We start from the raw sequence: 25379 nt of genomic DNA, 5'->3' as shown, positions 1-25379 counted from the left end.
CATGATCTTATGCGACCGATGCTCGCCACACCCGGCCCACAACCCATTGGCGAGGACTGGCAGCACGAAGTCAAGTGGGATGGTATGCGAGTGCTGGCCGATGTCAGCGCAACCGGCCTGCGGTTGTTCTCCCGGACCGGCCGGGACGTGACCGTCAGCTTTCCCGAGCTGGACTCGGTGCTGGCCGGCGTCAAGGACGCCCTGATCGACGGCGAGATCATCGCGCTGCGGGAGGGGACGCCCTCCTTCGCCGCGCTGGCCGAGCGGATGCACGTCGCCGACGAGCGCCGGGCCCGCGAGCTGGCCCAGACGCAGCCGGTGACGGTGATGGCCTTCGACCTGCTGAGGCTCTACGGCGTGGACCTGGCCCAGCGGCCGCTGGCCGAGCGCCGGACCAGCCTGGACCGGCTGAGCCTGCCGGAGCAGACCTGGCGCCGCTCACCGATCTACGCCGACGGCCCGGCGCTGCTGGCGGCCACCCTGGACCAGGGGCTGGAAGGCGTGGTGGCCAAGCGCCGCCGCTCGACCTATCAACCCGGGCGGCGCAGCCCGGACTGGGTCAAGACGGCGCACCGCCTGCACCAGGTGTGCCTGGTCGGCGGCTGGCGGCCCGAGGCCGGCTCTGCCGAGCAGATCGGGGCGCTGCTGCTGGGCGTGCCGGACGGAGCCGGCGGCCTGAGCTTCGCCGGCCGGGTCGGCAGCGGGATCAGCCGGTCCACGGGCCAGGACCTGACACGGTTGCTCGGGCCGCTGCGACTGGCCCAGTCGCCGTTCAGCACCGAGGTGCCCCGGCTGGACGCGGCTGGCGCCACCTGGTGCGAGCCGGCCCTCGTGGTCGAGGTGCGTCACCTCGGCTGGACGCCCGGCGACCGGTTGCGCCAGCCGGTGTTCCGCGGCGTCCGGACCGACCTGACGCCTGCTGAGGTGCGGCGTGAGTCCTGAACCAGACGAGCAGCTGATCCACGTCGACGGCCACCAGTTCAAGCTCAAGCGCCTGGACAAGGTGCTCTATCCCGAGGCAGGCACCACCAAGGCAGAGGTGCTCGACTACTACGCCCGGATCGCGCCGGTGCTGCTGCCCCAGCTGGCAGACCGCCCGGTGACCCGGATCAGGTGGCCCGACGGCACCGACAGCAAGCCGTTCTTCGAGAAGAACACCCCTGCTTACGCGCCGGACTGGCTGCGCACCGTCACGCTCCCCACCCCAGGTTCGTCCCGCAATCGCGAGACCCTGGTCTTTCCGGTGCTGCGACAGACCGCCGACCTGATCTGGATGGTCAACCTCGCCGCCCTGGAGCTGCACGTGCCGCAGTGGACGGTCGGCCCGCGCGGCGCGGTGCGCAACCCGAGCCGGTTGGTGATCGACCTCGACCCCGGTCCGCCGGCCGGATTGGCTGAGTGCGCCGAGGCCGCCCATCTGATCAAGGACCGGCTGGCCGAGGACGGCCTGGCCGCCGTTCCGGTCACCAGCGGCAGCAAGGGGCTGCAGCTCTACGTCCCGCTGGACGGCTCGCAGAGCGCCGATGTCGTCAACGGCTACGCCAAGCGGCTGGCCGAGTCGCTGGCCAAGAGCCACCCGCGGCTGATGGTCTCCAACATGACCAAGGCGTTGCGCGACGGCAAGGTGCTGCTGGACTGGAGCCAGAACAACCCTGCCAAGACGACCATCTGCCCGTACTCGCTGCGCGGCCGGGCCCGGCCCTGGGTGGCCGCGCCACGCACCTGGCAGGAGCTCGCGGCGCCGGGGCTGAGCCAGCTCGACAGCGCCGAGGTGCTTCGCCGGGTCGAGACCGAGGGCGACCTGGCAGCCGGGTTGCTCAGCGGCACGGCACGGCTGCCCGTCTGAGACCGCCTACCCCGGCCGGCCGCTAGCCCTGCCGCTCGGTCGCTCCTTCGGCCGGCCGGTATCCGGCGCAGCGCAGCACCGGCAGCCGCGGATAGCGTGGATAGGCCGCGTCGAGACTGGCCAGCTGGCAGCGCAGGTAACTGGGACCGCGCCGGGTCTGGTTGACCCGGGCATGCCCGCACCCTGCGCACAACCCGGCGATCATGGCTGAAGGCTAACCCGCGGCGGTTAGTTCATCTGTCTAACGATCACGCACTTAGGATGGCCAGGTGCCGTCGACACCCCCCAGTCCGCCGTCCTGGCTTCGCCGGCTCGCCGGTTACTGCATGCGGCACCGGTTCGACCTGTTCGGCGCCTTCGGCGCGGCGCTGGCCGGCGCCCTGGTGCTGGCAGCCGTTCCCCTGATCGTCAAGCACGTCGTGGACATCGTCAGCCAGCCACCTCAGCCGGGCCTGCGACGGCCCTCGGTGGCGCCCTGGGTGGCCCTGCTGGTCGGCGCCGCGCTGCTGCAGTACGCCCTGACCTTCGCGCGCCGCTTCACCGCCGGCAGGCTCTCTCTGGACGTCCAGTACGACCTGCGCGCCGATGTCTTCAAATCGATGCAGCGGCTGGACGGCGCAGCCCAGGACGCCCTGCAGACCGGCCAGGTGGTCAGCCGCTCGATCAGCGACGTCGGCCTGGTCCAGGGATTGCTGTCCTTCTTGCCGGTGCTGACCGGAAACGGCTTGCTGTTTCTGATCTCGCTGGTCGCCATGGTGTGGCTGTCGCCGGTGCTGACCCTGGTGGCGGTGGGGATCGTGCCGGCGCTCTGGCTCATCGCGCGGCTGTCCTCGCGGGATCTGTTTCCGGCCAACTGGGCGGCCCAGCTGCAGGCCGGTGAGCTGGTCGGCCAGGTAGAGGCCGCGGTCACCGGCGTCCGGGTGGTCAAGGGCTTCGGCCAGGAGCACCGCGAGGTGCTCGAGCTCAGCAGCCGGGCCAGGACCCTGTTCGCGCAGCGGATGCGGGTGGTCCGGCTGCAAGCCAAGTACTCCACGGCGCTGACCGCCGTGCCGGCGCTGGGTCAGGTCGGGGTGCTGCTGGTCGGCGGCTGGCTGGCGCTGCACGGCCGGATCACCCTGGGCACCTTTCTGGCGTTCTCCACCTACCTCGGCCAGATGGTCGGCCCGGTGCGGGGCATGAGCGCGCTGCTGACCATCGGCCAGCAGGCCCGGGCCGGCGTGCAGCGGGTCCTGGAGGTGATCGACTCCTCCCCCGAAGTGCGCGACCCGGCCGAGCCCCTGCCGCTGCCGGACGGCCCGCTCGGCCTGCGGTTCACCGGCGTCGAGTTCGGCTACACCCGTTCCAGCCCGGTGCTGCGCGGCCTGGACCTGAGCGTCGAGCCGGGTGAGACCGTCGCGATCGTCGGCGGCGCCGGATCGGGCAAGTCCACTCTGGCGATGCTGGTCCCCCGCTTCTACGACGCGCACTCCGGATCGCTGAGCGTCGGCGGCGTCGACGTGCGCCAGGTCCGGCTGGCCGAGCTGCGCGCCACTATCGGGATGGTCTTCGAGGACAGCTTCCTGTTCTCCGACACGATCGCGGCCAACATCGCCTATGGCCGCCCGGACGCCAGCCCGGAGCGGATCGTCGCCGCGGCCGAGGCCGCCGAGGCCGCCGGCTTCATCGCCGACCTGCCGCAGGGTTATGACACCGTGGTCGGCGAGCGCGGTCTGACGCTGTCCGGGGGGCAGCGCCAACGCATCGCGCTGGCCCGAGCGCTGCTCACCGACCCGCGGATCATGCTGCTCGACGACGCGACCAGCGCGGTCGACCCCCGGGTGGAGGCCGAGATCCTGGCCACCCTGCGCCAGCTGATCCAGGGCCGCACCACGCTGCTGATCGCGCACCGCCGCTCGACGCTCGCACTGGCTGATCGGATAGCGGTGCTCGAGCACGGCCGGGTCGCTGACATCGGCAGCTTCGATGAGCTGATGCGGCGATCGGCGCTGTTCCGGTTGCTGCTGGGCGGCCCCGGCGAGGACGCTGAGGGCATCGACGCCGGTGAGCTGACCCGCGCCGAGCCGGTCGCCTCCGAGGTCGTCGACGGGGTGAGCACCGCGCTGTGGCAGCCGCCGGTCGAGCCCGACCCGGTGGAGGTGGCCACGAGCCAGGTGCGCCGGGCCGCCCAGACCGGGCCGATGGGCGCCGGCCGCGGACTGTTCGACGCCGTCCCGGCCACCGATGACCTGCTGGCCAAGGTCGCCGCATTGCCCCCGGCCACTGACGATCCGGGCATCGACGAGTCCGCGGCCCAGGCCGCCGATCCCCAGTTCACCCTGCGCAGGCTGCTGGCGCCGTTGCGGCTGGCCTTCGCCCTCGGCATCGGCTTGATCGGGCTGGACGCGGTGTTGCAGCTGACCCTGCCGTCCCTGATCCGCACCGGCATCGACCGTGGCGTCGCCGAGCGGCATTCAGAGGTGCTGTTTATCGTCTCGGCGATCGCCTTCGGGGTGCTGTTGGTCGACTGGGCGGTCGCCGCGGCCGGCCAGCGGGTGACCGGGCGCACCGGCGAGCGGCTGCTCTACACCTTGCGGGTCAAGGCGTTCGCGCACCTGCAACGGCTCAGCTTGGACTACTACGAGCGCGAGCTGGGCGGAAGGATCATGACCAGGATGACGACCGACGTGGACGCGTTGTCGAACTTCCTGCAGACCGGCCTGGCCTCGGCGCTGATCAGCCTGCTGACCCTGATCGGCGTGCTGGTCGCGCTGCTGCTGCTCGACGCCGAGCTCGCGTTGGTGCTGGTGGTCGTGCTGCCGGTCCTGATCGCGGCCACCCTGGTGTTCCGGCGGCTGTCCGCGCCTGCCTACCTCGAGGCCCGTGAGCGGGTCAGCACGGTCAACGCCCAGTTCCAGGAGAACGTGGCCGGCGTCCGGGTGGCGCAGGTGTTCAGCCGCGAGAAGCACAACGCCCAGGCGTTCCTGGGAGCCGCACGGAGCTACCGCGACTCCCGGTTGCGGGCTCAGCGCTACATCGCGGCCTACTTTCCGTTCGTGCAGCTGCTCGCCGACCTCTCCGGCGCGGCGGTGCTGGCCTTCGGCGCGCACCGGCTGGCCCAGGGCAACCTCTCGGTCGGCTCGCTGATCGCCTTCTTCCTGTACCTGGACGCCTTCTTCGGACCGGTCCAGCAGCTGTCTCAGGTCTTCGACGGCTACCAGCAGGCCTCGGTCGGGCTGTCCCGGCTCAAGGACCTGCTGCGCACGCCGACGGGCACGCCGCAACGGCCCGGCGCGCTGCCGGTGCCGGCACTGCGCGGCGAGATCACCCTGACCGATGTCTGCTTCGCTTACTCCTCGGCGGCCAAGCCGGCCGTCAGCGGCATCGACCTGCGCATCCCGGCCGGGCAGTCGGTGGCACTGGTCGGTCAGACCGGCGCAGGAAAATCCACCCTGGTCAAGCTGATCGCCAGGTTCTACGACCCGACCGCGGGCGCGGTCGAGGTGGACGGGCGGGATCTGCGTGAGCTGGAACTCCCCGGCTACCGCCAGCGTCTGGGCATCGTCCCGCAGGAGGCCTACCTCTCGCCGGGGACGATCCGCGACGCGATCGCCTACGGCAGGCCGCAGGCCACCGACGCCGAGGTGGAGCGGGCCGCCAAGGCGGTCGGAGCGCATCAGATGGTGGCGCGCTTGAGCGGCGGTTACCTGCACCAGGTGGGCGAGCGGGGCCGCAACCTGTCGGCCGGCCAGCGGCAGTTGATCGCGCTGGCCCGCGCTGAGCTCGTCGACCCCGACATCCTGTTGCTCGATGAGGCCACCGCGGCGCTCGACCTGGCAAGCGAGGCGCTGGTGACCGAGGCGACCCAGCGGCTCAGCCGGCACCGGACGACGGTCACCGTCGCGCACCGGCTGACCACCGCGGCGCGCGCGGACCGGATCGTGGTGCTCCACGACGGCCGGATCATCGAGGACGGCAGCCATCAGCGGCTGCTGGCCGCCGGCGGCAGCTACGCCCGGCTCTGGCGTTCCTACTCCGGCGGCTCAGCGCTCGACGGCTCTGCTGAGGTGACCGGGCCCGTGCCGGCCCAGGGCGCGGTCATCGACTAGCGCCCCGCTCACCCTAGGACGCGGGTCATCTACTAGCGCCCGCTCACCGTGCTGGTGATCGGGAGGACCGACCTCCGCCGGCCCGATATCGCCGACCGGCCTCACCAACCGGACTGCAGCGGCCGGCCCTCGGCGTAACCGGCGCTGCTCTGGACTCCGACGATCGCCCGCTGCGTGAACTCGGCGATCGTCCGGGCGCCGGCGTAGGTGAAGGAGGACCGGACACCGGCGATGATCGCGTCGATCAGGTCCTCGGCGCCAGGCCGCGCCGGGTCCAGGTACCGCCGTCCGGTGGAGATCCCCTCCTCGAACAAGGCCTTGCGGGCTCGGTCGAACGCCGACTCGGCCGAGGTGCGGCTGGCGACCGCCCGGGCCGAGGCCATCCCGAAGCTGTCCTTGTACGCGCGGCCGTCCGCGGCCACTTTCAAATCACCCGGAGACTCATAGGTGCCGGCGAACCACGAGCCGATCATCACCGACGAGGCGCCGGCAGCCAGGGCCAGCGCGACGTCGCGCGGGTGCCGCACACCGCCGTCGGCCCAGACGTGCTTGCCGAGGGCGCGGGCGGCCTCGGCGCATTCGAGCACGGCCGAGAACTGCGGGCGTCCGACGCCGGTCATCATCCGGGTGGTGCACATGGCGCCCGGACCGACCCCGACCTTGACGATGTCCGCGCCGGCCTCGATCAGGTCCACGACCCCGGTGGCCGACACCACGTTGCCGGCCACCACCGGCACGCCCGGATCGATCGAGCGGACGGCGGCCAGCGCCTCGATCATCCGATGCTGGTGCCCGTGCGCGGTGTCCATCACCAGCAGGTCGACGCCGGTGGCCAGCAGCCGCTCGGCCTTGGCTCGGACATCGCCGTTGACACCCAGCGCCGCGCCGATCCGCAACCGGCCGGCGGCATCGACCGCCGGGTCGTACATCGTCGAGCGCAACGCCGACGTCCGGGTCAGCACCCCGACCAGCAGGCCGTCGGAGTCCACCACTGGCGCCAGCCTGCGGTGTTCGTCGGCCAGCAGGTCGAACGCCTCGCGAGCGCCGGTCTTGGCGGGCAGCGTCAGCAGCCGGCTCGACATCACTTCTGACAGCTGAGCGAACCGGTCGACCCCGGCGCAGTCCCGTTCGGTGACCACTCCGACCGGGCGTCCCTGGCTCACCACCACCAGGGCGCCGTGCGCGCGCTTGGGCAGCAACGCCAAGGCGTCGGACACCGTGTCGGTCGGCGCGAGCGTGAGCGCCGTCTCGTGCACCAGGTCACGCTGCTTGACCCAGCTGACCACCTCGGCGACCACATCGACCGGGATGTCCTGTGGCAGCACGGTGATCCCGCCACGCCGGGCGACCGTCTCGGCCATCCGCCGGCCGGCCACCGCCGTCATATTGGCGATCACCAGGGGAATGGTCGCGCCGCTGCCGTCGTGGGTGGACAGATCCACGTCGAAGCGAGAGGCGACGTCGGAGGACCGCGGGACCATGAAAACGTCCTCGTAGGTCAGGTCATGAGACGGCCGCAGGCCGTTGAGGAACTCCACGTTTGCAACAGTCTAGTCGCCACGCCCCCGCCCGGACGCCGCCTCAGCACCGGGGCGGCGGATATTTGGCAAGTGGCACTGGCAGCGCTACGTACTGTGGAGTGGTGAGCATCGCGGTCTTCGACATCGACGGCGTGGTGGCCGACGTCCGGCACCGCCTGCACCTGCTGGAACGCCGGCCCAAGGACTGGCCGGGGTTCTTCGCCGCGGCGGCCGATGACCCGGGTCTGGAGGAAGGCATCGACCGGGCGCTGGCCGCTGCCGCCGAGCACGAGCTCGTCTGGCTCACCGGACGGCCGAACTCGCTGCGAGCGGTGACCCGAAGCTGGCTGGCCGATCGCGGCCTGCCGGTGACCGAACTGATCATGCGTAGTCAGCGGGACTCCCGCCCGGCGCCGGTGCTCAAGGTCGACGAGCTGAACAAGCTCCGTCCCCGACAGGTGGAGCTGTTCGTCGACGACGACGTACGAGTCATCGCGGCGGCCGAGGAGGCGGGCTTTCCAGCGGTGCTGGCGGATTGGATGGCCTCTTCGCCGGTCCTGTCCGAAGCTCAGGATCAGGCCGGCCGCACATAGCCGACTAACTCGCGTAATTGAGGAAAAACCGAGGTTCTTTTGCGCGAACCGAGACAAACCCCACGTAGGTTTCGCGTTAAGATTGCAATTCGGGCACGACCTCCGGAACATCGAGGGAATAAACCTGTAATCGCTCTCGGAATCGACCAACATAGGTGTGGGCTACGACACGATCTGCTAAAAACCACATAGACACTCACGACGCTAGGACGCAGGGATTATGAGTCACTTCGAGAACTTGCCGGAGCCGGACCGCGAGGTCACCTCCACCCACCCGGTGACCCGCGGAGCATGCGTGCACGAGCCACGCTGCCCCGACGCTCACGGCTCTGACCGGGACGCCGCGCACGTGATCGCCTGCCACCCGGAGCAAGGCTGGAGCCTGCTCTGCAACGGCATCGTCCTCTTCGACGACTCCGGCGAGATCCTGCCCGACGGTCATTGCGTGCATGCCCGCCGCGCCGAGCTGACCGCGGCCGCGCTGCACCGGGTGGCCTGACCCGAACTTATGCAACCGCGCGGCCAAGCCGGCGCGGCGCCGCTACCTGACCCCCTCCTGCCCACCGGCCTTTGGCCGGTGGGCAGCCGCATGCCCGGACACGGCTGGAGACCGGGGCTGCTCGGACTGGCCGGCGACCGGCGGCCGCCCGGACACGGCTGGAGACCGGGCGGCCGACCTCAGCGAGGCGGACGGCCCGGCCCTGACTGAGCGGCCAAGCCGTGCCGCTCTCAAGCTGTCTGCGAAACAGCAGCCCTCGTCTCAGGCGTAGTCGGCCACCGGCGGGCAGGAGCAGACCAGGTTGCGGTCGCCGTAGGCGCCATCGATCCGGCGCACCGGCGGCCAGTACTTCGACGCCGGGTCCACCCCGGCCGGGTACACCGCCTGCTCGCGGCTGTACGGGTGGTTCCACTCCTGCGTCAGGGATCGCGCGGTGTGCGGGGCGTTGCGCAGCGGATTGTCCTGGGCAGACCAGTCCCCGGCCCGCAACTGCTCGATCTCGGCCCGGATAGCGATCATCGCCTCGATGAACCGGTCGATCTCACCGAGGTCCTCGCTCTCGGTGGGCTCCACCATCAGGGTGCCGGCCACCGGGAACGACATCGTCGGCGCGTGGAAGCCGTAGTCGATCAGCCGCTTGGCGACGTCGTCGACCGTCACGCCGGTCTCCTTGGTGATCTGGCGCAGATCCAGGATGCACTCGTGCGCGACCAGGCCGCGGTCGCCGGTGTAGAGCACCGGGTAGTGCTCGTTCAACCGGGCCGCGATGTAGTTGGCGGACAGGATCGCGGTGGCGGTGGCGGCGACCAGGCCGTCCGGGCCCATCAGCCGCAGGTAGGCCCAGGTGATCGGCAGGATCGCCGCCGATCCCCACGGGGCGCCCGAGATCGCCCCGGGCCCGGTGTCGGGCCCGGCCAGCGGCTGCAGCGGGTGGTTGGGCAGGAACGGGGCAAGGTGCTCGCGCACCGCGACCGGCCCCACCCCGGGTCCGCCGCCGCCGTGCGGGATGCAGAAGGTCTTGTGCAGGTTCAGGTGCGAGACGTCGGCCCCGAACTTGCCCGGACGCGCCAGGCCGACCATCGCGTTGAGGTTCGCGCCGTCGACGTAGACCTGGCCGCCGGCGGCGTGCACCAGCTCGCAGACCTCGCCGATGTGGTCCTCGAACACGCCGTGGGTGGACGGATAGGTCAGCATGATCGCCGCCAGCTTCTCGGCGTGCAGGTCGATCTTGGCCTTCAGGTCATCGAGGTCGACCGCCCCCTCGGCGCCGCTGGTGGCCACCACCACCACCTTCATGCCCGCCAGCACCGCCGAAGCGGCGTTGGTGCCGTGCGCGCTGGCCGGGATCAGGCAGACGGTCCGGCCCTGATCGCCCCGGCTCTGATGGTAGGAGTGGATGGCCAGCAGCCCCGCGAACTCACCCTGCGCGCCGGCGTTGGGCTGCAGCGACACCGCGTCGTAGCCGGTGATCTCGGCCAGCCAGTTCTGCAGGTCCGCGATCAGCGCGGCGTAGCCGTCGAACTGGCCCTGCGGGGCGAAGGGGTGGATGTCGGCGAAGCCGGGATTGGTGACCGGCTCCATCTCGGTGGTGCCGTTGAGCTTCATGGTGCAGGAGCCCAGCGGGATCATCCCCCGGTCCAGCGCGTAGTCGCGGTCTGCCAACCGGCGCAGGTAGCGCAGCATCGCGGTCTCGGAGTGGTAGGAGTTGAAGACCGGGTGGCTCAGGTAGTCCGACTCGCGCCGCAGCTGCGCGGGCAGCGCCACGGGCGCGCTCGCAGGCAGCTCCGCGCTCACCCCGAAGGCCGCCAGCACCTCGGCGAGCACCGCGTCGGTGGTGGCCTCGTCACAGGCGATCCCGAGGTGGTCGGCGTCGATCAGCCGAAGGTTGACACCACGCTCGTCGGCGGCTGCCAGCACCTCGGCAGCGCGGCCGGGCACCCGCACCGTCACCGTGTCGAAGTACGCCTCGGTCAGCACCTCGACCCCGCCGGCTCGCAGTCCGGCAGCCAGCCGGCCGGCTCGGGCGTGCACGTTGGCGGCGATCGCGCGCAGCCCGTGCGGGCCGTGGTAGACCGCGTACATCGACGCCATCACCGCCAGCAGCACCTGGGCGGTGCAGATGTTGGAAGTCGCCTTCTCGCGGCGGATGTGCTGCTCGCGGGTCTGCAACGCCAGCCGGTAGGCGGGCCGGCCATCGGCGTCCACCGAGGCGCCGACCAACCGGCCGGGCAGCTGGCGCTCCAGGCCGGCCCGGATCGAGAGGTAGCCGGCGTGCGGGCCGCCGAAGCCCAGCGGCACCCCGAACCGCTGCGAGGTGCCGACCGCGATGTCGGCGCCGAGCTCGCCGGGCGAGACGAGCAACGTCAGGGCCAGCAGGTCAGCCGCCACCGCGACGAGAGCGCCGGCCTGGTGACCGGCCTCGATCAGCTCGCGAAGGTCACGCACCTGACCTGAGGCGCCCGGGTACTGCAGCAGCATCCCGAACACCGAGCCGTCGGTCAGCTCGGCCGGCGCTCCCTCGGCGCCCAGATCGGCGACCAGCACCCGCAGCCCGAGCGCGCGCGCGCGGGTCCGGACCACGTCGACGGTCTGGGGCAACGCGTCGGCGTCGATCAGGAAGACATCGGCGCCCTTCTTGGCCGCGGCCGAGGTCCGGTGCGCCAGGGCCATCGCCTCGGCGGCGGCCGTCGACTCGTCCAGCAACGACGCGCCGGCGGTCGGCAGGCCGGTCAGGTCCTCGACCATCGTCTGGAAGTTCAGCAACGCCTCCAGCCGGCCCTGGCTGATCTCGGGCTGGTAGGGCGTGTAGGCGGTGTACCAGGCCGGGCTCTCCAGCACGTTGCGGCGGATCACCGGCGGTGTGACGGTGTCGTAGTACCCCAGGCCGATCATCGAGGCCCGGGGGGTGTTGCGTGCGGCCAGCGCCCGCAGCTCGGCGGCCACCTCGGCCTCGGAGCTGGCCGGCGGCAGCGCCAGCTCGAGCTTGGACCGGATGCTGGACGGGACCGCCGCGTTGAGCAGCTCGTCCAGGTTGGCGAATCCGAGGGCCTTGAGCATGACGGCCTGATCGGCGGGCTCGGTCACGCCGATGTGCCGCGCGGAGAACGGGGTCAGGGAGGGAATGGCGGAGTTGTCCATGATGGCGCTCCAACTTCAGACAGGGCTGAAGTAGCCCGGCCGATGGGTCGGACTACTCCCCCTCTGTCGGGCTGGGCGCCCTTCAGAGCTACCTGCACGCACGGTCCTGCAGCCTGAGAGGTTAGCGGGGAAATTGCCCCTTCGGCGCCGACCAGAACTGGCTGGACGGACTCTCCCGTACGCGTGTCGCGGTACTGGCAAGGCTACCAGCCCGTCGGCCCGAACGTCCTAGGCCGAGGCGGTGCGGCGCTGCCTGCGCCGGGTCAGCTCGTCAGCGGCTTCGGTGCTCACCACGCCGTCGGTGCGCTCGGACGGCAGCGTCGCCAGTGATCCCGCGAGCTCTCGCAAGGCGCCGCTGACGGCGATGCCGAACACGCCCTGCCCACCTCGCAGCAAGTCGACCACCTCTTCGGAGGAGGTGCACTCATAGACCGTGGTGCCGTCGGAGAGCAGGGTGATCCGGGCCAGGTCGTCCACGCCGCGCTCGCGCAGCGTGTCGACCGCGAGCCGGATGTTCTGCAGCGAGACGCCGGTGTCCAGCAGCCGCTTGACGACCTTGAGGACGAGGATGTCCTTGAACGAGTACAACCGTTGGCTGCCTGACCCGGCCGCCGAGCGGACCGAGGGCACCACCAACTCGGTGCGGGCCCAGTAGTCCAACTGCCGGTAGGTGATGCCGGCGGCGGCGCAGGCGGTGGGGCCGCGGTATCCGACCGAGTCGTCGGAGCCGATGCTCGGCTGGGAGAACAGCTCGCCCTGCTCCGGCGTATGGTCCAGCACGTCGATCTCCTACCTGCTGCGCGCATCGCTGCGGTCCCCTGAACCGCCTCCGATTCTGGTGAACCAGGCGCGGCGCCCACTCGAATTGCACCGTGGGTATTTACCGACGGTATGCCGCGGTGGCTGCACGGGTCAATGCGGCTCGCCGGATCGCACCGAAAAAGTAACCGTCGAGTTCAGGTGCAGACTTTTCCGGAACAGGAAGGTCAGCTGCTTCCAGGCTGGGGCTCGTCACCCTCGGAGCCGGCGAAGTCGTCTGCGGAGATGGTGTCCAGGAACTCCCGGAACCGCTCGACCTCGTCCTCGTCCTCCTCCGGGATGGAGATGCCGGCGGTGGCCAGCACGCTCTCGTCGCCGACGATCGGAGTCTCGGTGCGCAGCGCCAGGGCGATCGCGTCCGAAGGCCGGGCGCTGACCGTGGTGCCGTCGGCGAACTGCAGCTCGGCGTAGAAGACGTCGTCGCGAAGCTCGGTGATCGAGACCTGCTTGAGCTCCCCGCCCAGCGCGCCGATCACGTCTCGGAGCAGGTCGTGTGTCATCGGGCGGGGGGTCTGGACGCCCTGCTGCTCGAAGGCGATGGCCGATGCCTCCACCGCGCCGATCCAGATCGGCAGGTAACGCGCTCCGTCTGACTCCTTGAGTAGGACGACCGGCTGGTTAGCGGGCAACTCGACCCGCACGCCGACAACCTGCAACGGATGCAGAGTCATCTGGCAGTCCTCCTCTGTTGTGAGACGTAACCCTTTCGAGCCTAGCCGGTTCCTCGCTCAGCCGACGATCTCACGTAGCCCAATCTGCACCAGAGCCGCGTGCAGGCGCACCGACAGCGCGGCCAGCTCCCGCACCGTCTCTTCGGCGCGGGCCCGGCCCTCGCCGCTGCGCTGCTTGGCCATCGGGCCCGCGACCTGGCCGAACAGCCCGACTTCACGGTCAGCGGCGGACTTGAAGCCGCGCAGGTGCCGGCCCTCGATGCCAAACCTGGCCATCTCCGCGACGACCCGGGCGATCGCCAGCGCGTCGTCGTCGTAGTAGCCGCCGGCCCGTTGGCTGATCAGGCCGTACTGCTCCAGCTCCGAAAGCTGGGCCGGCCGCAGCCCAGCGGTGTTGAGCAGCTCCTCGCGGCTCAACCGCATCGCGGCGGCCGAGGACCGGAAGTGCTCCGGGGTCGGGGCGTTGTCGACGATGGCGGGGTGGGCCGCGCGCGGCACCGCGTTGGTCAGCACCGGACCGTGTCCGTGCCCCCGGTCGATCGCCTCGAGCTGATCCTTGATGACGCGCAGCGGCAGGTAGTGGTCTCGTTGCTGGCTGAGCACGTACTTCAGCCTGGCGACGTCGGAGCCGGAGAACTTGCGGTAACCGGAGGGGGTGCGGTCCGGCTGCACCAACCCCTGATCCTCCAGGAACCGGATCTTGGAGATCGTGACGTCGGGAAAGTCGACGCGCAGCTGGGCCAGCACCTCGCCGATCGACAGAGTCCCCCTGGCGGGCAGGCTGGCGGCGTTCACGAACCGGCTCCGCCTCGGGTCAGCGTGGTCAGGTACACCAGGCGGAACTTGCCGATCTGCACCTCGTCACCGCCGGCCAGGGTCACCGAGTCGATCCGCTCCCGGTTGACGTAGGTGCCGTTGAGGCTTCCCACGTCATGGACGGCGAAGCCGGAGCCGTCCCGCCGGAACTCCACGTGCCGGCGCGAGACCGTGACGTCGTCGAGGAAGATGTCGCTGTCTGGATGGCGTCCGGCTGTGGTGACGTCTTGATCGAGCAGAAAACGGCTGCCCGCGTTCGGACCCCGCTTGACCACCAGCAGCGCCGAGCCGGGGGCCAGCGCGTCGATGGCGCGCTGATGGACCTCGGGAGAGAACTCGTCGGTGTCAGGCCCGCCGACGGGGGCCAGCCCGGAGGACAGGATCGAGGTCACGTCCGGACCGCTCGGCCGGCCGCCGGCCGGCTGGTTGGCGCCGGCCAACGGCGCTCCACACTGCGCGCAGTACCGGCTTTCAGCTGAGTTCTCGGTGCCACATGCGGTGCAGAACACGCTGGAAACGCCCTTTCTTCTTCAATGCCTGACGAGCGAGGCCGCAGATCGGGCAACGGTGCGCGCCTTGTCGATCGCCGGTGTCGCCGAGCCTAGTTCGCCATGCGCTAAAGGGTCAACGCGAGGTGGAGGTTCACTCGGACGTGGCCTGACCGTAGGCCTCTGCGTCCAGCAGCGAATCGAGCACGGCGATGTCGGCGACCTCGATCTCGGCGATCCAACCGGCGCCGTAGGGATCGGAGTTCACCAGGTCGGGCTGGGAGTCCAGCGCCTCGTTGCGGGCCACCACCGAGCCGCTGACCGGAGCGTAGAGATCGGAGACGCTCTTGGTGGACTCCACCTCACCGAAGGTGTCCCCGGACTCCACCGTGGAATCCAGGCCATGCACCGACACGAAGACGATGTCGCCGAGGGAGTTCTGCGCGAAGTCGGTCACGCCGACCCGGACGATGTTGCCCTCGGTCACCTTCGCCCACTCGTGGTCGCTGGTGTAGCGCAGGTCGGGTGGAATCTCTGCCATGTCCGGGTCACCTCGTCGCTGAGAAAGGGGCGAAAAAAACTGCCTCGGTGCTGACGCTGATGCCGGCCTGCGCCACGCACACGGTGCGCCGCGACCTTACCGGGTCGGCGCGGGGAGATCACTTACCGGTCGGAGTGGCGTACTTGGGAGCCGGAATGGCCCGGGTGACGGTGATGCTGACCAGCGCCTGCTCGGCGACGGCGATCTCGCCGCCGGCGGCGTGCACGGTGTTCACGACGCCACCCAGGATGTTCAGGGCGGTGTTCATGGTCTTGGGCTCTCCGATCGCCAGCACCTCATACGGCTCCTGCAGGGCGGTCCCGTCCAGGGACACCCCCGAACCTGAGTCGATGAAGGCGCTGGAGGCGCCGATCCGGACCGGGCCGAACTGGATCACCTCGGCGCCGGCGCCGCGCAACTCCTCGACGACGTCGAGCAGTTGCTCGGCTCGCAGCGCGTGCTGCGGGTCGGTGATGCGCACTCGGATTCCCGGCCCGTGCGCGGGTGCGGACCCGGTCAGCACGGCCAGCGCGTCAGCCTGGCGCTGAGCCTCCCGGCGCGCCTCGGCGTTGTCGCTGCCGCTGTCGGACAGCCGTTGCTTCGCGGTCTGCAGGTCGACGATCTGGTCCTGCAGCCGGTCGATGCGGCTGTTCTGGTCGTCCAGGATCCGGACCAGGTCGGCCTCACGCGCGCCGGCCAGCGCGTCGGTCTGGGAATTGGACCGGAACTGCACGGCCAGCGCGAAGCCGAGAATCGCCAGCAGGGCGCCGATCAGGGCGGTGGCGCCGCGATTGCGGCTCCACAGCGGCGGCGGCCTGCGGGGGCCGGCGACCGGTGCGGCGGTCGGGTCGGGAACGGTGGGCTCTGCCATCTCAGGCTCGCAGGTCTCAGGCTCGGAACAGGTGTCGTCGGATGGCCGCGGCGTTGCCGAAGATCCGGATGCCCAGCACCACCACCACCGCGGTGGAAAGCTGGCCGCCGACTCCGAGCTTGTCGCCCATGAACACGATCAGCGCGGCCACCAGGACGTTGGAGACGAAGGACACCACGAACACCTTGGCCACGAAGATGCCGTCCAGCCTGGCCCGGATGCCGCCGAAGACCGCGTCCAGCGCGGCCACCACGGCGATCGGGAGGTAGGGCTCCAGCCACAGCGGCACGGTCGGGCGGAACACCAGCCCCAGCACCACGCCGATGACCAGGGCGATCGCGGCAATCATCGAGGAGACTCCGTGCTGGAAGGCGGCTGGGTGCTGGAAGGCGGCTGGGTGCTGGAAGGGGACGGGACGGCGCTGGCGCCGGAGGCCCCGGCCCCCAGACTCGCATAGTTCGGCTGGCTCACCGTGACCGACTCCAGCCGCAGGCTGGACTTGCCGGCGAACTCGAACCTGATGCCGTCCACCGCCGCCATCGTCTTGAGCTGCCGGGCGATGCCGGAGTCGGCGAAGTCGACCAGCAGGCCATTGCGGTCACCGATCGCCTCGATCGCATACGGCGGGCTGAGCGGCTGGAAGTCCACCAGCACCGACTCCCCCGCGAACCGGATGAACGAGGTGGAGGTCAGCCGCAGGCCGTTCACCGCCACGGCCTCGGCGCCGCCCGACCACAGCTGGTTGACCACCGCCCGGATGTCACGATCGTGCAGCACCGCGGCCTGGCTCGGTCCGGCGGCCCCCGGCCGCCCGCTGGCTGCCGTGGTCGGCGCCGCCGGCTCGGCCAGCTCGATCCGCACCCCGGGACCGGTCACGGCCAGGGCCCCCGAGGCAAGCTCCAGCCGCTTCAGCTCATCGCCGTTGCCGGGCAGCTGCGCGTTGCGCAGGCCGGCCACCTCGTCGGCCAGCGCCTTGGCCCGGGCGTCCAGGGAGTCACCGGCCACCTGGAGCCGCTCTATCCGGGTGATCAGGTCCTTGCGGGCCTCCTCGCGGGCAGGGGCGGACCGGTGCTGCAGCTGATAGGACATCGCCAGCAGCAGGCCGACCGCGAGGCAGGTCACCCACAGCAGTGGGCCGTCCCACCAGCGGCGCGGCCCTGGCGGCGCCTCGGTCCAGGCGAGCCGGTAACCGGGATCCAGCGGGTTGTTGAGAAGGTCGTCGAGCATCGCGCTGGACCGGCTCGCCGGTGCGGCGCCCGGCTGGTTCGCTCCGGCCACTCAGACCGCCGCCTGCCCGGTGATCACTCGGCGGAATTGGATCAGGTAGAGCCCGCCGGCCCATAGGTAGAGCCCGGCGCCCCAGATCGTGAAGGCCCAGGCGATCGGTTTGGCCACGGCGCCGAGGGCGCCGGGCTGCGAGCCGATCAGCAACAGCGGAAAGGCGTAGAGCAGGTTGAAGGTGGCGGCCTTGCCCAGGTAGTGCACCGGCAACCCGGTCAGCCCGCGGCGGCGCAGGGCCGGCAGGGTGCACGCCAGCACCAGGTCCCGGCCGATGATCGCCACCGCCAGCCAGAGCGGGATGACATGCCGCAGCACCAGCCCCACCAGGGTGGCCAGGATGTAGAGCCGGTCGGCCACCGGATCCAGCAGCGCCCCGAGCCGCGACATCTGATTGAGCTTGCGCGCCAGTGCCCCGTCTGCCCAGTCAGTGACTCCGCTGAGCATCAGAACCGCCAACGCCCACCCGTCGGCATGGGGGCCGAGCAGCAACCACAGGAACAGCGGCACCCCGAGCAACCTGGAGAAGCTGAGAAGGTTGGGCAGGGTGAACACCGTCGGCCCTGACGCGGCCGAGGGCGCCACCGCCGAGGGCTGCGAACTCACGAGTTCTGGCCTCCCGCCGAACCTCACTCCAACCGACCACCGCCAGCAGGCGATCGCCGACGACATCGTCGGAAAAGACACCGTCTCGCGCAAGGCGATGTCGGGCTGACAGGATTTGAACCTGCGACCCCCTGACCCCCAGTCAGGTGCGCTACCAAGCTGCGCTACAGCCCGCTCCGCTCAGCGTTGTCACACCTCTGAGCGAACCGCCGCAACTTTAGCGCACCCAGCCGGCCGGTCCTGCCAGCGCGGGCGGCTCAGCTGCGCTGTTGACGTTCGCGGACCCGTACCGAGATCTCGATCGGGCTGCCTTGGAAGTCGAAATCCTCCCGGAGCTTGCGCTCGAGGAAACGCCGGTAGCCGGCCTCCAGGAAGCCGGTGGTGAACAGCACGAACCGGGGCGGTCGAGTGTCTGCCTGGGTCGCGAACAGCACCCGGGGGTGCTTTCCGCCGCGACCGGGAGGCGGGGTCGCGTTCACCACTTCGGTCAGCCAGCTGTTGAGCCGGCCGGTGGGGATCCGGCGGTCCCAGGACGCCAGCGACAGGCGCAGCGCGCCGGACAGCTTTTCCACCGCGCGGCCGGTCTTGGCCGAGACGTTCACCCGAGGCGCCCACTGCACCCGCTGCAGCTCCCAGTCGGCTTCCTTCTCCAGCTGCAGACGCCGGTCCTCATCGACGAGGTCCCACTTGTTGAAAGCGATCACCAGCGCCCGGCCGGCCTCCACGACCATCGAGATGACCCGCTGATCCTGCTCGGAGATCACCTCCGAGGCGTCCAGCAGCACCACCGCGACCTCGGCGGACTCGATCGCGCTGGCGGTGCGTAGGCTGGCGTAGTACTCCATGCCGGAGGCGTTGGTGACCCGCCTGCGCAGGCCGGCGGTGTCGACGAACCGCCAGGTCTCACCGCCCAGCTCCAGCAGCGAGTCCACCGGGTCGACGGTGGTGCCGGCGACCGCGTCGACCACCGAGCGCTCCTCGCCGGTGAGCCGGTTCAGCAGGCTGGACTTGCCGACATTCGGACGTCCGACCAAGGCCACCCGTCGGGGACCGCCGACGGGCTCACGCTCGGGCGGGGCGTCTGGCAGCTTCTGCAGGATCGCGTCGAGCAGATCTCCCGATCCTCGCCCGTGCAGCCCGCTGACCGCGTAGGGCTCTCCCAGCCCCAGTGACCAGGCCTCGGCCGCGTCGGACTCGCCGCGCTCGTCGTCGACCTTGGTCACCGCCAGCACCACCGGGCGCCCGGCGCGGCGCAGGGTGCGGGCCACCACCAGGTCGGTCTCAGTGGCGCCGGTGCGCGAATCGATGACGAACAGCACCAGGTCGGCCGTGACGACCGCCTGCTCGGCCTGCCGCGACACCATCGCCTGCAGGCCGGTGGCGTCGGGCTCCCAGCCGCCGGTGTCGACCAGGGTGAACTGCCGGCCACCCCAGTAGGCGTCGTAGGCGATCCGGTCCCGCGTCACGCCCGGGATGTCTTGCACGACCGCTTCCCGGCGCCCCAGGATACGGTTCACCAGGGTTGATTTGCCCACGTTCGGACGCCCGACGACCGCGACCACCGGAGTGACCGGCAGGACTTCGGCCGCGTCGGCATCGGAATCTGGCATCGCGTCGGGGTCGGACATGGCTCCGGAATCTGTCATGGCCTCGGAATCTGGCATCGCATCGGAATCTGACATGGCTCCGGAATCTGTCATGGCTTCAGGCACGGTCTGCCGTGCTGACAGCCTGGAACGCGAGCGAAGCCAGCAGTTCGACCACCTCGTCGATGGTCAGCTCAGAGGTGTCCACCTCGGTCGAGCCGTCCGGCCGCCGCAGCGGGCTGGCCGCTCGGCTGGAGTCGAAGTCATCCCGTCGCCGCAAGGACTGGATCACCCGGTTCAGGTCCTCGTCTCCCAGCTCGCCGGCCCGCCGGCGGGCCCGCACCTCTTCGCGGGCGGTGAGGTACACCTTCAACTCGGCGTCGGGCCAGACCACCGACCCGATGTCACGGCCCTCGGCGACCGTGGGCGCGCGGCCGATGATCAGCCGCTGCTGGGCGACCAGTTGGGTGCGCACCGCCTGGACCGCCGACACCGCCGACACCGCGGCGGTGGTGGCCGCCGTCCGGATCTCGCGCTCGACATCGCGGCCGTCGAGCTGGATGCTGCGACGCCAGGGGTCGGTGCCGACGTCGATCCGGCTAGCCGCCACTTCAGTCGCGACCGCGACCGGGTCCTCGAGGTCGACGCCGGCTCGCAAGACCGCCACGGTGGCAGCGCGGTACATCGCCCCGGTGTCGAGGTACTGGGTCCGCAGCCGCCGGGCCAGCAGCTTGGCGACGGTGGACTTTCCGGTGCCCGAGGGTCCGTCGAGCGCCACCACTCCCCGAAACTCGGGAGCTTCGCTGAAATCGGTAGGCACGCCGGCGGTCCACTCTGGTCACGACAGATGTCTGCGCGGTGCGTTCGCGACCGCGGTCAGCGGGCGAACCAGCCCGACCGGAGGCCGGGCAGTCCCAGAGTACGGGGTCAGCGGGGTTCGACTCCTATCCTGGGAGCCGCCGCGCCTATTGCGGCAGGTCGGTGCGCAGTGCCGCGGCGCCGCGGAGGTAGACGTGCCTGATCTCACCGCGGCGCAGCTCGGTGTCAAAGTGCGCCAGCAGCCGCAGCGTTCGGGGCAGCGCGCCGGGCACCGCGATCTCACTGGCGCACATCAGCGGAACGTCGATCAGCCCAAGTTGTCGGGCGGCGTAGGCGGGAAACTCCGATTTCAGGTCCGGAGTGGCCGTGAAGAGGATCGAGATCAGCTGATCGGGCTCGATCTGATTGCGCGACATCACCTCCTTGACCAGCTCCGAGACGCCGTCCAAGATCACTTGCCTCTCGTCCAGCTCAACCTGGATCGCACCCCGCACTGCCCGAACGCTCACCGGTGCCCTTCCTCGCGTATGGCCGGTTCGCCGACCCTGGTCGCACACGACTCTAGAGGCCGAGCTGGCGGTAGAGCTCACCTAGTTCGACGGCGGTCAGCTCCCGCACCGATCCGGGTCGTTGATCGCCCAATCGGACCGGGCCGATCGCCACCCGAACCAGCTTGTCCACCGGATGCCCGACCGCGTCGAGCAGCCGCCTGACGATGTGGTTGCGGCCCACGTGCAGTGACACCTGGACCAATGCGCGGCCGGCCGAGTAGTCGATCAGCTGGAAGTCATCGACGCTCACCGGGCCGTCGTCGAGCTCGATGCCGGCCTTGAGCCTGCCGGCCAACGACCGGTCCACCGGGCCCGGCACCTCGGCGACGTAGGTCTTGACCACCTCATGCGAGGGATGGGCCAACCGGTGAGCGAACTCCCCGTCGTTGGTGAGGATCAGCAAGCCCTCGGTGTCGGCGTCCAGCCTCCCGACGTGGAACAGCCGCTCGGGCAGGTCTGCGACGTAATCGCCGACAGTGGGGCGCCCGTGCGGGTCTGACATCGCGGTCAGCACGCCACGCGGCTTGTTCAGAACCAGGTAGACCTGGTCTGAGCGTAGGTTGACGCGCTTGCCGTCCACCCGCACCACCGAGGTCTCCGGATCGACCCGGGCCCCCAGCTCGGCCACCCCGCGGCCGTCCACTGTGACCCGGCCCTCGGCGATCAGTTGCTCGCAGGCCCGCCTGGAGCCCAGGCCGGCGCTGGCCAGCACCTTCTGCAGTCGGATGCCCTCGTCGGGCTGCTCAGAGCTCATCGAAGTCCAGGGTGTCCAGTTCGGGCAGCAGCGGCGCCAGTGAGGGCAGCTCCTCCACCGAGGTGATGCCCATCTTCTCCAGGAAGGTGTCGGTCGTGCGGTACAGCCCGCCGCCTGTCTCGGGGTCCGATCCCACCTCGGTGATCAGCTCCCGGGCCAGCAGGGTACGCACCACGCCGTCGACGTTGACGCCCCGGATCGCTGAGATCCGGGCCCGGGTCACCGGTTGCCGGTAGGCCACCACGGCCAGCGTCTCCAACGCGGCCTGGCTGAGCTTGCTGCGCTGGCCGTCGAGCAGGAACGCCTCCACGATCGGGGCGTAACGCTCCCGGGTGTAGAGCCGGAATCCGGTGGCGGCCGGCCGCAGCTGCCAGCCGGCGCCACGCCGATCCAGGTCCGCGGTGATCTCGGCCAGCGCCTGCGCGACCTCGGTCACCGGGCGCTGGACCGCCGCCGCCAACTGGCTCAGCTGCACCGGCCCGTCGGCCACGAACAGCAACGCCTCCAGCGCCGATCGCAGCACCGCGGGCTCGGCCAGATCCAGCGACGGGGTGCCCGAGCCGGCGTCGACCGAGGTGGCTGACTCAGCCAACCGGAAGCCGTCGTCTTGCCTGATGTCCTGCGGCTGGGTCATCAGCCGTACTCCTCGTCCGGGTCGGCGCCGGTCAGCGGCCTGGTCGGCTGGCCGGACCCGTCCTGCTCGGCGGCGTTGTCCTGCTCGGCGGCGTTGTCCTGCTCGGCGGCGCCGCGTGCGCCACCGATCCAGCGAACTCTCAACTCCGACAGCGCCTCGGCCTGGTCAAAGCTCACCGCCCCGTCGCGGTAGAGCTCCAGCAACCCCAGGAACCGGGCCACCACTTCCAGGGTGGAGCCGCAGTCGGCGACCAGTGACCGGAAGGTGGCCGATCCGACGCGGGCCAGCCGCTCGGCCATCGCGGTCATGTGCTCACGCACGCTGACTCTGGGCGTGTGCAGGTGCTCCACGCCGACGACGGGAACCGCACGGGGACGCAGCGCGCGGGCCGCGATCGCGGCGAACTGATGCACATCGACGCCGATCCGCAGCTCCGGGCTGAGTGCGGCGAACCGGGGCTCGATCTCGGCGACGCGGCCGAACCTGCGTCCGGCCTGCGTGGCCAGCGCGCCGAGGTGCGCGGCTGCCAGCTTGTAGGCCCGGTATTGCAGGAGCCTGGCGAACAGCAGGTCGCGCGCCTCCAGCAGCGCCAGGTCCTCCTCGTCCTCAACGTCGGCGGCAGGCAGCAGCCGCGCCGCCTTCAGATCGAGCAGGGTCGCGGCCACCACCAGGAACTCGGTCGCCTGGCCCAGGTCGAACTCGTCACCGGCCGCCTTGAGGTAGCCGATGAAGTCATCGGTCACCTGGGACAACGCGACTTCGGTGACATCGAGCTGCCGGCGGCTGATCAGCGTCAGCAACAGGTCGAACGGTCCCTCGAAGTTGTCCAGCCGGACGCTGAAGACCTGCCGGGTGCTGCCGCCGGCCAGGGATTCGGGCTGAGTCGGCAGGTCCCATTCCTCGGGAAGGTCCTCCAGCGTCAACTCATCGGCCACCGCCAAGCCGGCCGGGGTTGCCGGCGCCGCGCCTGCCAGCACCGCCAAGCCGGCCGGGGTTGCCGGCGCCGCGCCTGCCAGCACCGCTGAGCCGGCCGGGTCAGCCGGCGCCGCGCCTGCCGGCACTGCTGAGCCGGCCGGGTCAGCCGGCGCCGCCGGGCCTGTGACGGCCTCGAAGGGCCGGGCCCTCTCCTGCGGCGGTGTTCGGCTCACGGGCGGGAAAGGACCTCCATCGCCAGCTCGCGGTAGGCCACGGCGCCGTTGGAGGTCGGTGCCCAGGTGGTGATCGGCTCGCCGGCCACGGTCGTCTCGGGAAACCGGACCGTCCGCGAGATCACGGTGTCGAACACCTTGTCGCCGAAGGCTTCCAGCACCCGGCTGTAGACCTCGCGGCCGTGCAGCGTGCGACCGTCGTACATGGTCGCCAGGATGCCTTCCAGCCGCAGGTTGGGGTTCAGCCGCTGCTGCACCTTGTCGATGGTGTCGATGAGCAGCGCGACCCCGCGAAGGCTGAAGAACTCGCATTCCAGCGGGATGATCACGCCGTTGGCCGCCGTAAGCGCGTTGACGGTGAGCAGCCCCAAGGAGGGCTGGCAGTCGATCAGCACGAAGTCGTAGTCGTTGAGCAGCGGCGCCAGGGTGCGGGCCAGAGTCTGCTCGCGGGCCACCTCGTTCACCAGCTGGACCTCGGCGGCGGACAGGTCGATGTTGGACGGCAGCAGGTCCATGCCGGGCACGCCGGTCTTGAGCAGCACCTCGTCGATGCCGACCGAGCGTTCCATCAGCAGGTTGTAGGTGGTGCGCTCGAGCTGATGCGGCTGCACTCCCAGCCCCACGCTGAGCGCGCCCTGCGGGTCGAAGTCCACCAGCAGCACCCGGCGGCCGAACTCAGTCAGCGCCGCGCCGAGGTTGATGGTCGAGGTGGTCTTGCCGACGCCGCCCTTCTGGTTGCACAACGCGATCACCCGGGCAGGGCCGTGCTGGGTCAACGGCGCCGGTTGGACCAGCGGCCGGCGTTGCCGGGTCCGGGCCGGGTCAGCCGACTTCGCGGCATCGGCCGAACCGCTGCCGCGCGCATCCGGCTCTCCCACGTTGAGCGGCAGCTGGAGCGACTCGAACGCCGCTGCCTCGGCGGGTCCGGTCCCGGGCCTATCGGACGTCGTCATAGAGAGTGCGCGCTCCTCGCAAGTGCCCTGCCGCGCCGCTGCGCAGCTTGCTTGACCCGTCCGGAGGTTACCCCACCGCGAGTCCCGGTGAACGGCTGCGACCCGCCTGCGCCGCGCGGCCCCGCTCGGTCCTCGACCCGCTCGATCACGGGCGTGCCCGAGCGCGCGGATGGGCCCCGGCATAGACCTCGCGAAGCTGGTCAACGGTCACCAATGTGTAGATCTGGGTGGTGGTGACCGAGGCGTGGCCGAGCAGTTCCTGCACCACCCGCACGTCGGCGCCGCCCTCCATCAGGTGCGTGGCGAACGAGTGCCGCAGGGTGTGCGGTGAGATGTCGGTGCCCAGGCCGGCTTTGTCGGCAGCGCTGCGCAGCACCGTCCAGGCGCTCTGCCTCGACAGCGGCCCGCCGCGGGAGTTGAGGAACACCTTGGGTGTGCCACGGCCCTGCCTGGCCAGCTCGGGCCGCACTCGAACCAGGTAGGCCGACAGCGCCTTGACCGCGAACGAGCCCAGCGGCACCAGCCGCTGCTTGCCGCCCTTGCCGCGCAGCAGCACGCTGCGGCCAGGCAGATCCAGGTCGTCGACGTCCAGGCCCACCGCCTCGGAGATCCGCGCGCCGGTCCCGTAGAGGACTTCCAGCAGTGCCCGGTCCCGCACCGACAACGGCGTCTGATCGAAGTCGGCGGCGTCCAGCAGCCGTTCGACGTCCTCGACGGCGATGGCCTTGGGCAGCCTGCGGGGTGGCGCGGGTGGCTTGACCTCACGGGCCACGTCGGTGGCCAGCTGGCCGTCGGCGTAGCCGAACTTGTGCAAGCCGCGGACCGCGACGACCGCCCGGGCGGCCGAGGCCGCCGACAGCGCCGGATGATCTGAGTCGCCTTCGCGCAGTGCGGCCAGGAAGCCGCTCACCGTCGCGGCTCGGACCTCGGTCAGCGAGTCGATGCCGTGCTCGTCGAGGTAGCGCAGGTAGCGCCGCAGGTCACGGCGGTAGGAGCTCAGGGTGTTGGCCGAGGAGCCGCGCTCGACGGCCAGGTGGTCCAGGTAGCTGGTGACCGCGCGAGCCGCCGCCGTCGGCCGGCTGACCGGCGCGGCGTCGGCAGGCGTGTCTATCGTGTCGATCACCATTCAGCCGGCCGACGGCCCGGCTCGGTCCGGCCTGGCC

General features: G+C 70.6%; 25 protein-coding genes, 1 tRNA gene and 1 riboswitch. Of the genes, 5 read left to right on the top strand and 21 right to left on the bottom strand.

The window, feature by feature from the left end:
* The first annotated feature begins 18 nt into the window (after nt 1–18).
* The gene (gene ligD / locus VGB75_14625; GenBank protein HEY0168273.1) at nt 19–942 is read left to right on the top strand and encodes a non-homologous end-joining DNA ligase; all 924 of its coding nucleotides are present in this window, start codon (nt 19–21) and stop codon (nt 940–942) included.
* Entirely contained in the window at nt 932–1846 is a 915-nt protein-coding gene (gene ligD, locus VGB75_14620; GenBank protein HEY0168272.1) for a non-homologous end-joining DNA ligase, read from the top strand. Before ligD (VGB75_14625) ends, ligD (VGB75_14620) begins: the two co-directional genes overlap by 11 nt.
* Before the next feature lie 22 nt (nt 1847–1868).
* On the opposite strand, the gene VGB75_14615 is transcribed toward ligD (VGB75_14620), so the two are convergent.
* On the bottom strand, nt 1869–2051 hold the full coding sequence (locus tag VGB75_14615; protein HEY0168271.1) for a hypothetical protein: 183 nt from the start codon (nt 2049–2051) through the stop codon (nt 1869–1871).
* A 64-nt stretch (nt 2052–2115) separates the two neighbouring features.
* Here VGB75_14615 and VGB75_14610 point away from each other — a divergent pair, with 64 nt between their 5' ends.
* Nucleotides 2116–5931: an ABC transporter ATP-binding protein gene (locus VGB75_14610; GenBank protein HEY0168270.1), complete on the top strand. Its 3816-nt coding sequence runs from the start codon at nt 2116–2118 to the stop codon at nt 5929–5931.
* 101 nt (nt 5932–6032) lie between these two features.
* Here the strand turns inward: VGB75_14610 and VGB75_14605 are convergent, their stop codons facing one another.
* A complete protein-coding gene (locus VGB75_14605; protein ID HEY0168269.1) occupies nt 6033–7469 on the bottom strand; it encodes a GuaB1 family IMP dehydrogenase-related protein in 1437 nt (478 codons plus the stop codon).
* Between the two features lie 104 nt (nt 7470–7573).
* Between VGB75_14605 and VGB75_14600 the strand changes: the two genes are divergently transcribed.
* Both VGB75_14600 and VGB75_14595 read left to right on the top strand, forming a co-directional pair.
* Nucleotides 7574–8044 (top strand): hypothetical protein, encoded by a 471-nt coding sequence (locus VGB75_14600; protein HEY0168268.1) that lies wholly within the window; start codon nt 7574–7576, stop codon nt 8042–8044.
* A gap of 220 nt (nt 8045–8264) precedes the next feature.
* The gene (locus VGB75_14595; GenBank protein ID HEY0168267.1) at nt 8265–8543 is read left to right on the top strand and encodes a DUF5999 family protein; all 279 of its coding nucleotides are present in this window, start codon (nt 8265–8267) and stop codon (nt 8541–8543) included.
* Between the two features lie 261 nt (nt 8544–8804).
* Here VGB75_14595 and gcvP read toward each other — a convergent pair whose 3' ends face one another.
* The 19 genes from gcvP to xerD form a co-directional block, all read right to left on the bottom strand.
* Nucleotides 8805–11681 (bottom strand): aminomethyl-transferring glycine dehydrogenase, encoded by a 2877-nt coding sequence (gene gcvP / locus VGB75_14590; protein ID HEY0168266.1) that lies wholly within the window; start codon nt 11679–11681, stop codon nt 8805–8807.
* A 91-nt stretch (nt 11682–11772) separates the two neighbouring features.
* A riboswitch (glycine riboswitch) is annotated at nt 11773–11869 on the bottom strand.
* Between the two features lie 40 nt (nt 11870–11909).
* The gene (locus tag VGB75_14585) at nt 11910–12461 is read right to left on the bottom strand and encodes a MerR family transcriptional regulator (protein HEY0168265.1); all 552 of its coding nucleotides are present in this window, start codon (nt 12459–12461) and stop codon (nt 11910–11912) included.
* 206 nt (nt 12462–12667) lie between these two features.
* Nucleotides 12668–13165, bottom strand: coding sequence for a bifunctional nuclease family protein (locus VGB75_14580; protein ID HEY0168264.1), 498 nt, complete (start codon nt 13163–13165; stop codon nt 12668–12670).
* 63 nt (nt 13166–13228) lie between these two features.
* The gene (locus VGB75_14575; GenBank protein ID HEY0168263.1) at nt 13229–13966 is read right to left on the bottom strand and encodes a MerR family transcriptional regulator; all 738 of its coding nucleotides are present in this window, start codon (nt 13964–13966) and stop codon (nt 13229–13231) included.
* A complete protein-coding gene (locus VGB75_14570; GenBank protein ID HEY0168262.1) occupies nt 13963–14427 on the bottom strand; it encodes an FHA domain-containing protein in 465 nt (154 codons plus the stop codon). The genes VGB75_14575 and VGB75_14570 overlap by 4 nt, the downstream gene beginning before the upstream one ends.
* 202 nt (nt 14428–14629) lie before the next feature.
* Complete coding sequence (gcvH, locus tag VGB75_14565) at nt 14630–15016, bottom strand: glycine cleavage system protein GcvH (protein ID HEY0168261.1); 387 nt, start codon at nt 15014–15016, stop codon at nt 14630–14632.
* A gap of 118 nt (nt 15017–15134) precedes the next feature.
* Nucleotides 15135–15887 (bottom strand): DUF881 domain-containing protein, encoded by a 753-nt coding sequence (locus VGB75_14560; protein HEY0168260.1) that lies wholly within the window; start codon nt 15885–15887, stop codon nt 15135–15137.
* Nucleotides 15888–15903: 16 nt separating this feature from the next.
* Nucleotides 15904–16236 (bottom strand): small basic family protein, encoded by a 333-nt coding sequence (locus tag VGB75_14555; protein HEY0168259.1) that lies wholly within the window; start codon nt 16234–16236, stop codon nt 15904–15906.
* Entirely contained in the window at nt 16233–17165 is a 933-nt protein-coding gene (locus VGB75_14550; protein HEY0168258.1) for a DUF881 domain-containing protein, read from the bottom strand. Before VGB75_14550 ends, VGB75_14555 begins: the two co-directional genes overlap by 4 nt.
* A complete protein-coding gene (locus VGB75_14545; protein ID HEY0168257.1) occupies nt 17166–17771 on the bottom strand; it encodes a CDP-alcohol phosphatidyltransferase family protein in 606 nt (201 codons plus the stop codon).
* A 100-nt stretch (nt 17772–17871) separates the two neighbouring features.
* Nucleotides 17872–17945 (bottom strand) — tRNA-Pro (locus VGB75_14540).
* Nucleotides 17946–18028: 83 nt separating this feature from the next.
* Nucleotides 18029–19417: a ribosome biogenesis GTPase Der gene (der, locus tag VGB75_14535; protein ID HEY0168256.1), complete on the bottom strand. Its 1389-nt coding sequence runs from the start codon at nt 19415–19417 to the stop codon at nt 18029–18031.
* A 58-nt stretch (nt 19418–19475) separates the two neighbouring features.
* Entirely contained in the window at nt 19476–20177 is a 702-nt protein-coding gene (cmk, locus tag VGB75_14530; GenBank protein ID HEY0168255.1) for a (d)CMP kinase, read from the bottom strand.
* A 145-nt stretch (nt 20178–20322) separates the two neighbouring features.
* Nucleotides 20323–20685 carry a chorismate mutase gene (gene aroH, locus VGB75_14525; protein ID HEY0168254.1) on the bottom strand — a complete coding sequence of 121 codons (363 nt, stop codon included), beginning with the start codon at nt 20683–20685 and terminating at the stop codon, nt 20323–20325.
* A gap of 52 nt (nt 20686–20737) precedes the next feature.
* Entirely contained in the window at nt 20738–21481 is a 744-nt protein-coding gene (locus VGB75_14520; protein ID HEY0168253.1) for a pseudouridine synthase, read from the bottom strand.
* Nucleotides 21471–22115 carry an SMC-Scp complex subunit ScpB gene (gene scpB, locus VGB75_14515; protein HEY0168252.1) on the bottom strand — a complete coding sequence of 215 codons (645 nt, stop codon included), beginning with the start codon at nt 22113–22115 and terminating at the stop codon, nt 21471–21473. The genes VGB75_14520 and scpB overlap by 11 nt, the downstream gene beginning before the upstream one ends.
* Nucleotides 22115–23263 carry a segregation/condensation protein A gene (locus VGB75_14510; GenBank protein ID HEY0168251.1) on the bottom strand — a complete coding sequence of 383 codons (1149 nt, stop codon included), beginning with the start codon at nt 23261–23263 and terminating at the stop codon, nt 22115–22117. The genes scpB and VGB75_14510 overlap by 1 nt, the downstream gene beginning before the upstream one ends.
* Nucleotides 23260–24216 carry a ParA family protein gene (locus VGB75_14505; GenBank protein HEY0168250.1) on the bottom strand — a complete coding sequence of 319 codons (957 nt, stop codon included), beginning with the start codon at nt 24214–24216 and terminating at the stop codon, nt 23260–23262. Before VGB75_14505 ends, VGB75_14510 begins: the two co-directional genes overlap by 4 nt.
* A gap of 145 nt (nt 24217–24361) precedes the next feature.
* Complete coding sequence (gene xerD / locus VGB75_14500) at nt 24362–25342, bottom strand: site-specific tyrosine recombinase XerD (protein ID HEY0168249.1); 981 nt, start codon at nt 25340–25342, stop codon at nt 24362–24364.
* Nucleotides 25343–25379: the final 37 nt, after the last annotated feature.

Source organism: Jatrophihabitans sp. (assembly GCA_036399055.1).
Taxonomy (GTDB): Bacteria; Actinomycetota; Actinomycetes; order Mycobacteriales; family Jatrophihabitantaceae; genus Jatrophihabitans_A.
Note: the sequence above shows the minus strand (reverse complement) of the source record. Positions and strands in the feature narration are given on the sequence as shown.

Coding starts and splice junctions, on each gene's coding strand:
- xerD (HEY0168249.1), bottom strand. CDS start 25,342: ATGGTGATCGACACGATAGACACGCCTGCCGACGCCGCGCCGGTCAGC.
- VGB75_14555 (HEY0168259.1), bottom strand. CDS start 16,236: ATGATTGCCGCGATCGCCCTGGTCATCGGCGTGGTGCTGGGGCTGGTG.
- gcvH (HEY0168261.1), bottom strand. CDS start 15,016: ATGGCAGAGATTCCACCCGACCTGCGCTACACCAGCGACCACGAGTGG.
- VGB75_14615 (HEY0168271.1), bottom strand. CDS start 2,051: ATGATCGCCGGGTTGTGCGCAGGGTGCGGGCATGCCCGGGTCAACCAG.
- der (HEY0168256.1), bottom strand. CDS start 19,417: ATGACAGATTCCGGAGCCATGTCCGACCCCGACGCGATGCCAGATTCC.
- scpB (HEY0168252.1), bottom strand. CDS start 22,115: ATGACCCAGCCGCAGGACATCAGGCAAGACGACGGCTTCCGGTTGGCT.
- VGB75_14595 (HEY0168267.1), top strand. CDS start 8,265: ATGAGTCACTTCGAGAACTTGCCGGAGCCGGACCGCGAGGTCACCTCC.
- gcvP (HEY0168266.1), bottom strand. CDS start 11,681: ATGGACAACTCCGCCATTCCCTCCCTGACCCCGTTCTCCGCGCGGCAC.
- VGB75_14505 (HEY0168250.1), bottom strand. CDS start 24,216: ATGACGACGTCCGATAGGCCCGGGACCGGACCCGCCGAGGCAGCGGCG.
- VGB75_14520 (HEY0168253.1), bottom strand. CDS start 21,481: ATGAGCTCTGAGCAGCCCGACGAGGGCATCCGACTGCAGAAGGTGCTG.
- ligD (HEY0168273.1), top strand. CDS start 19: ATGCTCGCCACACCCGGCCCACAACCCATTGGCGAGGACTGGCAGCAC.
- VGB75_14560 (HEY0168260.1), bottom strand. CDS start 15,887: ATGGCAGAGCCCACCGTTCCCGACCCGACCGCCGCACCGGTCGCCGGC.